Annotated in this window: 6 protein-coding genes; 2 read left to right on the forward strand and 4 right to left on the reverse strand. The window is 28.6% G+C overall.

Annotated elements, in window-relative coordinates; translation table 11 throughout:
- Nucleotides 1-22: 22 nt before the first annotated feature.
- The 4 genes from AAT22_RS10980 to AAT22_RS10995 form a co-directional block, all read right to left on the reverse strand.
- Complete coding sequence (locus AAT22_RS10980; protein WP_047001255.1) at nucleotides 23-907, reverse strand: ROK family protein; 885 nt, start codon at nucleotides 905-907, stop codon at nucleotides 23-25.
- Between the two features lie 74 nt (nucleotides 908-981).
- Nucleotides 982-4,113: an alpha-mannosidase gene (locus AAT22_RS10985; protein WP_047001256.1), complete on the reverse strand. Its 3,132-nt coding sequence runs from the start codon at nucleotides 4,111-4,113 to the stop codon at nucleotides 982-984.
- A gap of 66 nt (nucleotides 4,114-4,179) precedes the next feature.
- Nucleotides 4,180-5,142 (reverse strand): carbohydrate ABC transporter permease, encoded by a 963-nt coding sequence (locus AAT22_RS10990; RefSeq protein ID WP_047001257.1) that lies wholly within the window; start codon nucleotides 5,140-5,142, stop codon nucleotides 4,180-4,182.
- Between the two features lie 19 nt (nucleotides 5,143-5,161).
- On the reverse strand, nucleotides 5,162-6,121 hold the full coding sequence (locus tag AAT22_RS10995; RefSeq protein WP_047001258.1) for an ABC transporter permease subunit: 960 nt from the start codon (nucleotides 6,119-6,121) through the stop codon (nucleotides 5,162-5,164).
- Between the two features lie 30 nt (nucleotides 6,122-6,151).
- On the opposite strand from AAT22_RS10995, the gene AAT22_RS19285 reads away from it, so the two are divergent.
- On the forward strand, nucleotides 6,152-6,289 hold the full coding sequence (locus tag AAT22_RS19285; protein ID WP_172655015.1) for a hypothetical protein: 138 nt from the start codon (nucleotides 6,152-6,154) through the stop codon (nucleotides 6,287-6,289).
- A 142-nt stretch (nucleotides 6,290-6,431) separates the two neighbouring features.
- Complete coding sequence (locus AAT22_RS11000) at nucleotides 6,432-7,730, forward strand: glycoside hydrolase family 125 protein (RefSeq protein ID WP_047001259.1); 1,299 nt, start codon at nucleotides 6,432-6,434, stop codon at nucleotides 7,728-7,730.
- Nucleotides 7,731-7,834 lie beyond the last annotated feature (104 nt).

Consider the following 7,834-nt stretch of genomic DNA (forward strand, 5'->3'; position numbering starts at 1 on the left):
ATATATTAACATTATTTTCATGTTATTCTATTAAAAATCCTGCTCCTCTAAGCCCAGCATCATCTCCAATTTTTGCTACTCTTATATCTACCTTGTCTTTATTTATTACCTTTTCTTTAACCTTTTCTATTATTATTTCAATAAGTGATTGGTTATATAAAATTACAGAGCCTCCTAAAACTATAACTTCAGGGTCAACAACTGATATTATATTTGAAATTCCCTTTGATAAATTTTCACATAATTCATCAACTAAAACTTTTATTTCTTCATTATTATTTTTATATAATTCAAAAACTTCTGGTGTTTCTATACTTCTTCCAAGAACTTCACTTGCTTTTCTTGCAATATTTGGCCCACTACATTGTCCTTCAAGCCCACCTTGAACTAAACCTGAATGACTATATTTATCTTCATTTATTATCAAATTGCATATTTCTCCTGCAAAGCTATTTGCACCATTTACTATCTTATTATTTATTATTAAAGCTCCACCAACACCTGTTGATACAGTGATATAAAATACACTTTCAGCTCCTTTTGCGCATCCTATCATTGCTTCTGCAAGTCCAGCAACATTTGCATCATTGTTTACCCTGATTTTCGACTCAGTTTTATTTTCTATATACTTTTTAACATTGAAATTATCCCATCCAATTAAATTAGGAGCCTTAAGTATTGTTCCTGTTTTAATGTCCAGTGGCCCAGGACTTCCAACCCCTATTCCCTTTATACCTTTACTCTTCCAGTTAGTATTTATATAATTTATTATTTTGTCTAAATTATATTCTGGACCCTTACTTACTTCATTTTTTATTTTAATCTTATCTAATATATTTCTTTCTTCATCTAATAATGCCGCTCTAATATTAGTTCCACCTATATCAATTCCAACTATATACTTCATTTTCAACCCTCTTTATTTTCCAATTTTTTGGACCTCAGGGGTCCAAAAAATTGGACCCCTGAGGTAAATAAAATTTATTTTAATTTAACTTTAAATGTCTTTATTTCAAAAGGATTTATTGTAAAGTTAATGCTATTTGCATCTACATTTGCAGCTTCTAGATCTTTTTCTAGTAAATTACACTCTGTAGCATTTACTATATCATTTAAGAATGTTAATTTTGCATTTGTCTTTTTGTTATGGAATTCATACATTCTAACTATTAAGGCATCAGTATCTTCTGCTTTCTTTATAACTTCTATAATTATATTTTCTTTATTTACTTTAGCTAAGCTTAATTCATTTGGTAACTTACCTAAATGTGCTTCTTCAACTTTAGCAAATAAAGGAATATTTAACTCATAAGCTTGGTTTGCAGTCTTTGCTTCTTTCCAAGTTCCAGTATGTGTGTATATTGAATATGTGAAGAAGTGCTCTTCTTTATCTGCATCTGGATTTGGATCACATGATGATTTTAATAATGTTAATCTCATGTTTCTATCCTTTATATCGTGACCATATTTAGAATCATTTAATAATGAAACTCCAAAATCTCCTTCTGATAAATCTGCCCATTTATGTCCACAAACCTCAAAAGCTGCTACATCCCAAGATGTATTGTTATGAGTTGGTCTAGTTACATTTCCATATTGAATTTCATAAGTTGCTTCTTTAGCATTTATTTCTATTGGGAATGCTGCCTTTACTAACACATCTTTTTCCTTCCAATCAGTATAAGTATTAAAATCTATTCTTGGAATATCATTATAAATGTATATCTTTTGAATTATTGTTGATTCAAGGAACTTTCTTTCTATTCTTAAGGTACTTCTTATTGGTCCTTTTTCTATAACTTCTATGCTTTGAACATCATCTATTTTCCACATTTTTTCTTTATAGAAAATATCTATATCCCAGTTATCAAAACACATAGGCTTATCTTCAAATGCTTGAAGTTCATTAGCTATTTCTCCATCTTTTAATATTTCTCTATTAGCTTCTTTATTTATAAAGGATGTTATTTGTCCTTTGTTATCAAATTTTATTTTGAAGAATTTATTTTCTGCATAAGAATCAGTTAATTCTATAACCTCATTTGTTGTTTTAGTAGCTTCAACTATTTCAAATGATTTATATCCATTAGCTGGGATTCCTTTAGCAAAGAATATAGCCTTATTGTCGTCTATTCTTTGACATATTATCTCTTCTCTATTTAAATCTAATACTGCTGGATTTTTTATATCATTTGGCACTTCAAACATTGCAATATCATCTCTATCAAAGCCTAACGTGTTAGTTACTATAACACTTCGCTTAGATAAGTTAATATTATTTGCTACATTGTTTATTCCATCATCTATTAATGTATTAACATTATTTAATAACTCTTTATACTCAACCTTTGTAACATCATAAACTTCTTTAATTGATGATCCTGGAATAATATCATGGAATTGATTTAATAAAATTGTTTCCCATGAATTATTTATATTTTCTTGAGGATATTTCTCTCCAAGTAACATAGATAATGAATTTACTTTTTCTGCTGCAGTATATAAGTTTTCGCACTTTCTATTATCTCTCTTATTTCTTGCCATTGAAGTATATGTTCCTCTATGGTATTCAAGATATAATTCTCCAACCCACTTTGGCAGTTTTTTATTTTCTCCAACCTTTTCTTCTAATCTCTTGAAATAATCTAAAGATGTACCCATCTTAACTCTTGGAGCTCCTGGTATTCCCTTAGCTAGCCTTCTTCCATTTTCAAGCATTTCTATGGTAGCTCCACCACCACCATCTCCCCATCCAAAGGAAACTAGCACATCATTATTTATATTCTTATTTTGGTATCTTCTCCATGAGCCCATTATAGCATCAGGTTGAATATGTCCATTATATGTTGTGAAATGTGATTCTCTATCTTGTCCTGGACCTGTAGTTGTTATAAAATGCGTTAATACTTCACTACCATCTATACCTCTCCACATAAATGTATCATTTGGTATTTTGTTAAATTGATTCCAAGCTATTTTTGTTGTCATAAAATAATCTATGTCTGATTTTTTAAGTATTTGAGGCAGTGCTGCTGAATATCCAAATACATCTGGCAGCCATAATATCTTATTATCTACATTAAATTCTTCCTTAAAGAATCTCTTTCCATGCATTATTTGTCTTACTAGTGATTCTCCTGAGGTAACATTACAATCTGCTTCAAGCCACATAGAACCTTCTGGCTCCCAAACACCTTCTTCAATTTTTTTCTTTACCTTTTCGTATATCTTTGGATGGTCTTCCTTTAACATCTTATATAATTGTGGTTGGGATGACATAAAGATATATTCAGGATACTCTTCCATTAACTTTAATACTGTTGAAAAACTTCTTGCAACCTTTTCTCGTGTTTGTGCAACTGTCCAAAGCCAAGCAACATCTATATGAGTATGTCCAACACATGTTGCAATAACATCTTCATGTCCACAAAGTTCACCGTAAAATTTATCATTTAAAAATTTATTTGCTTCTTTGACACTTTCATCATATTCTTTTGATTTAGGCCTTCTTAAATCAATTAAATTTATAGAGTCATTTAAAACAGTTATCATATCTATTCTATTTTTATCTTCTTTTTCAAGCTCTTTACATACATCTACTGGTACTTTTAAGTTCCAATATAGTTCCCTAGAATCCATATCTATTTCTACTAGTTTTCCATGCAATGTAGCTTTTTTATCTGCAAGCATTCCTGCATAAGCATGTAAATCTATCTCATATTTTGTTCCTGCAATTGCATTATGAGTTAATATAATTTCTCTATGGTTGATATCTACCCCTTGTATTTGTTCACCATTAACATATAAAATAAATTGCGGATTAGTAGCATCCCATCCTTCCTCGAAAGTATGGAAGTTAAGAGCTATGGTCTTTCCTTTAAATTCCTCTGGGACTTCTACAGAGCATTTAAACCATCCATGCTGATCTTTTCCTCCCCATAAATCTCCAGTTTTAAATTCTCTCCAACCATCCTTTGGTGCTTCTTTAATTAAATCTATATTATGATAATTACCATCTATATACATATAGTTTTCAAGTTTGACTTCATTTCTATATATATTTTTTGCAATTTCATTACAAGTTTTTTCAATTCTTTCTAATAAATAAAACATATTTTTTCTCCTCTAAATCTTATTAAATATTTTTTGTATCTTCTTAATATATTTATATTAAAAATTTTATTCCTTTACTGCTCCAACAGTTAGTCCACTAACAAAATACTTTTGGAAGAATGGATAAGCAAATATTATAGGTAGTGTTGTTATAACTACTATTGCCATTTTTACTGTCTCTTTTGGCATTTTAGCAGCTTCTTGAACTGCTGTAGTTCCAAGTGCTGATGAATTATTGACTAAAAATTCTATAGAGGTTTCTAATTTAATCAATAAATATTGCAGAGGTATTAAGCTATTTTTATCTATATAAAGCATTGCATTAAACCAATCATTCCAAAATCCTAATGTTAAAAATAAAGCTATAGTAGCTATCGCTGGAAGTGATATTGGCAAAACTATTTTTAAAAATAGTAAAAATTCTGAAGCACCATCTATTTTAGCTGATTCTATAATTGCATCTGGTACAGAAGTTTTAAAGAAGGTTCTTAAAACTATTATATTAAATGAACTTACACAAATAGGTAGTATAAGTGCTAGTATATTATTTTTTAATCCTAAGAATCTAGTTACTACTAAATATGATGAAACCATTCCACCTGAAAATAACATTGGAATAAATATTAACTTAGTAAAGAATTTTCTATATGCAAAATTCTTTCTTGATAATGCATAAGCATAGGTTGTCATTATTACTAATCCTAGAAGTGTTCCTGCGATTGTTACTGTAATAGTTATTCCATAAGATCTGATTATATTACTTCCGGATTCAAATATATATTTATAGGCTTCTAAGCTCCATTCTTCTGGCCAAAATCTATATCCATTTGCTTGTAGGGATTGTTCACTAGTCAATGAAATTATTAAAACAAAGAAAAATGGTAATATGCAAAGTGCTGCTAACATTCCAAAAAATATATTTAAAACTATATTTGTAGGTTTTGATATTGAATTGAATTTATTTACATTGTCTATTTCTTCATTTTGATCTTTATTTCCTTTGAAAATACCTTTTAGTTTATCTGTCATATTCTCCACCACCTCTATTTTAGAAAAATGCATTTTCATTATCTACTTTTCTAACAATTCCATTAGTTACTAGTATTAAAATAAGTCCTACAAAGGATTGGTATAAAGCTGCTGCTGAGCTCATCCCTATATTACCTAGATTGGTTAATCCTCTATAAACATAAGTATCTATAACATTCGTTACTGAATATAAGGCACCTGAATTCTTCGGAAGTTGATAAAACAATCCAAAGTCAGCTCTAAACATTCCCCCAACTGCAGTTATAAACATTATTATTAAAACAGGCTTTAATGATGGAATAGTTATATACTTTATTTGCTGCCATTTACTTGCTCCATCTATCATTGCAGCTTCATAATAAGACTTGTCTATTCCACAAATAGATGCTAGATAAATAACTGTTCCATATCCAACACCTTTCCATTGACTCATAAATATTAGAATAAAAATCCAATATTTAGATTCTGTGTACCAAGATATTTTGTCTCCTCCTAAGGATGTAATAATTCCATTTATGTAACCTTTTTCTGGGCTTAAAAATGCAAATAGACAATAACTTACAACAACCCAAGACAAGAAGTAAGGTAAAAACATTGAACTTTGATAAAACTTAGATAGTCTCTTATTTAATAATTCCTTTAATAAAATAGCCAACGTAACAGGAAGGACTATTCCTAAAATTATAAATACAATATTATATAAAACCGTATTTCTTGTAATTAACCAAGCATCACTACTATTGAATAAAAATTTGAAATTATCAAACCCTACCCATTCACTTTTAATTAAGCTTTCTATAAATCCACCACTTATTTTCCAATTTTTGAAGGCAATTATTATACCGAACATTGGTAAATAAGCAAATATTAGAAACCAAATAGTTCCTGGTAACGTTAAAAATAAGAATTCCTTATTCTCTTTTAATTTTTTTAGCACTGACTTATTGTTGTTTTTATTTAATTTTTTAGCTTTAGACATTGCTCCAACCCCTTTCTTTGTAAACGTTTCTTGAACTACTTAAAATATATCACAGATTTATTATCCTTTGCATTAATATTTATAAATAAAGCATTAATACAAGAACTTGAAAATATGTCTAAAATGCAAGCTTTTGAAAACATATCTAATCAACAAAATATACTTTGACTAATAAAAATATAAATTAGTGTACAAACTCTAAAAATATATAACTTTTTATAGAAATATCCTTCTAACTACTTTATTATTGTTTGAAAACATATACAATGTATGTGTTAAATGAATTACTTATGCTTTAGGAGGAAACTTAATGGAAAATAATAATATTGAAAAACTAACTATTTTTAATGATGTAATAAAGAATATTGGTCTAAAGTTATCAAATTCAATTGAAAATGAAAAGTTAAGAAAGCTATTTTATAATTGTTTTATAGATACAATTGATACCACAGTATTATATAAAGAAAGTGATACTTTCATAATAACTGGGGACATTCCTGCAATGTGGCTTAGAGATTCAACATCTCAAGTGGAACATTATTTACCTTTTATAAATGAATATCCTATATTAAAAGATTTATTTGTAGGACTTATAAATAGACAAATTAAATGTATAATGATTGAACCTTATGCTAATGCATTTAACAAAGAACCTAATGGTCAAAAATGGGACAACGATATAACTAAAGATAGTCCATGGGTTTGGGAAAGAAAATATGAAATTGATTCACTTTGTTTTCCTATAAGATTAATTTATAAGTATTGGAAAAAAACTAATGATTCAACATTTTTCAATGATGAAATATTAACAGTTTTTAATACAATAATAGATTTATGGATAACCGAGCAACATCACTTTGAAAAATCTGATTATTCCTTCCAAAGATTGAATTGTGCACCAAGTGATACTTTATGCAATAATGGACTTGGAAATCCAGTTTCATATACTGGTATGACTTGGTCAGGATTTAGACCTAGTGATGATGCTTGTAAATACGGTTACTTAATGCCTTCAAATATGTTCGCCTCAGTAGTATTAAAATATATTGAAGAAATTGCAGAGGTTATTTATAAAGATTCTTCATTAGCTTTAAAAGCTAAAAATTTAAGATTACAAATGGAAGATGGAATTGAAAAGTTTGGTATAGTTGAACATAAAGATTTTGGAAAAATATATGCTTATGAAACTGATGGTCTTGGAAATTATAACTTTATGGATGATGCTAATGTACCTAGCCTTTTATCTATTCCTTATATTGAATATAAGTCAATTGATGATGAAATATATCAAAACACTAGGAGATTTATCTTAAGTAAAAATAATCCTTATTATTATGAAGGGACAGCTGCCTCTGGTATTGGAAGTCCCCATACTCCTGATGAATATATTTGGCATATATCACTTTCAATGCAAGGCTTAACTTCTAATAATGAAGATGAAATTAATTCTTTAATTGAAACTCTAGTTAAATGTGACGGAAATACAAACTACATGCATGAAGGCTTCCACTGCGATGATCCAGAAAAGTTCACAAGAGACTGGTTTGCATGGTCTAATTCTTTATTTGCGGATTTTATATATAAAAAAGTATTAAAGAAAAATAAGTAACAGTAATCATTTGTGAAGTATTAATTTTGTAGTTTACATGTAAAAGAGTTACAAATAAAACTACCCTATAGTTTGTAAAAATTAAAGGAGCTGTCGCATTAGTG

This window comes from Clostridium sp. C8, assembly GCF_001010885.1.
Classification (GTDB): domain Bacteria; phylum Bacillota; class Clostridia; order Clostridiales; family Clostridiaceae; genus Clostridium; species Clostridium sartagoforme.

Bases quoted from the DNA above. Each gene is read 5' to 3' on its own strand.
- AAT22_RS10980 (WP_047001255.1), bottom strand. From the start codon at position 907: ATGAAGTATATAGTTGGAATTGATATAGGTGGAACTAATATTAGAGCG.
- AAT22_RS10985 (WP_047001256.1), bottom strand. From the start codon at position 4,113: ATGTTTTATTTATTAGAAAGAATTGAAAAAACTTGTAATGAAATTGCA.
- AAT22_RS10990 (WP_047001257.1), bottom strand. From the start codon at position 5,142: ATGACAGATAAACTAAAAGGTATTTTCAAAGGAAATAAAGATCAAAAT.
- AAT22_RS10995 (WP_047001258.1), bottom strand. From the start codon at position 6,121: ATGTCTAAAGCTAAAAAATTAAATAAAAACAACAATAAGTCAGTGCTA.
- AAT22_RS11000 (WP_047001259.1), top strand. From the start codon at position 6,432: ATGGAAAATAATAATATTGAAAAACTAACTATTTTTAATGATGTAATA.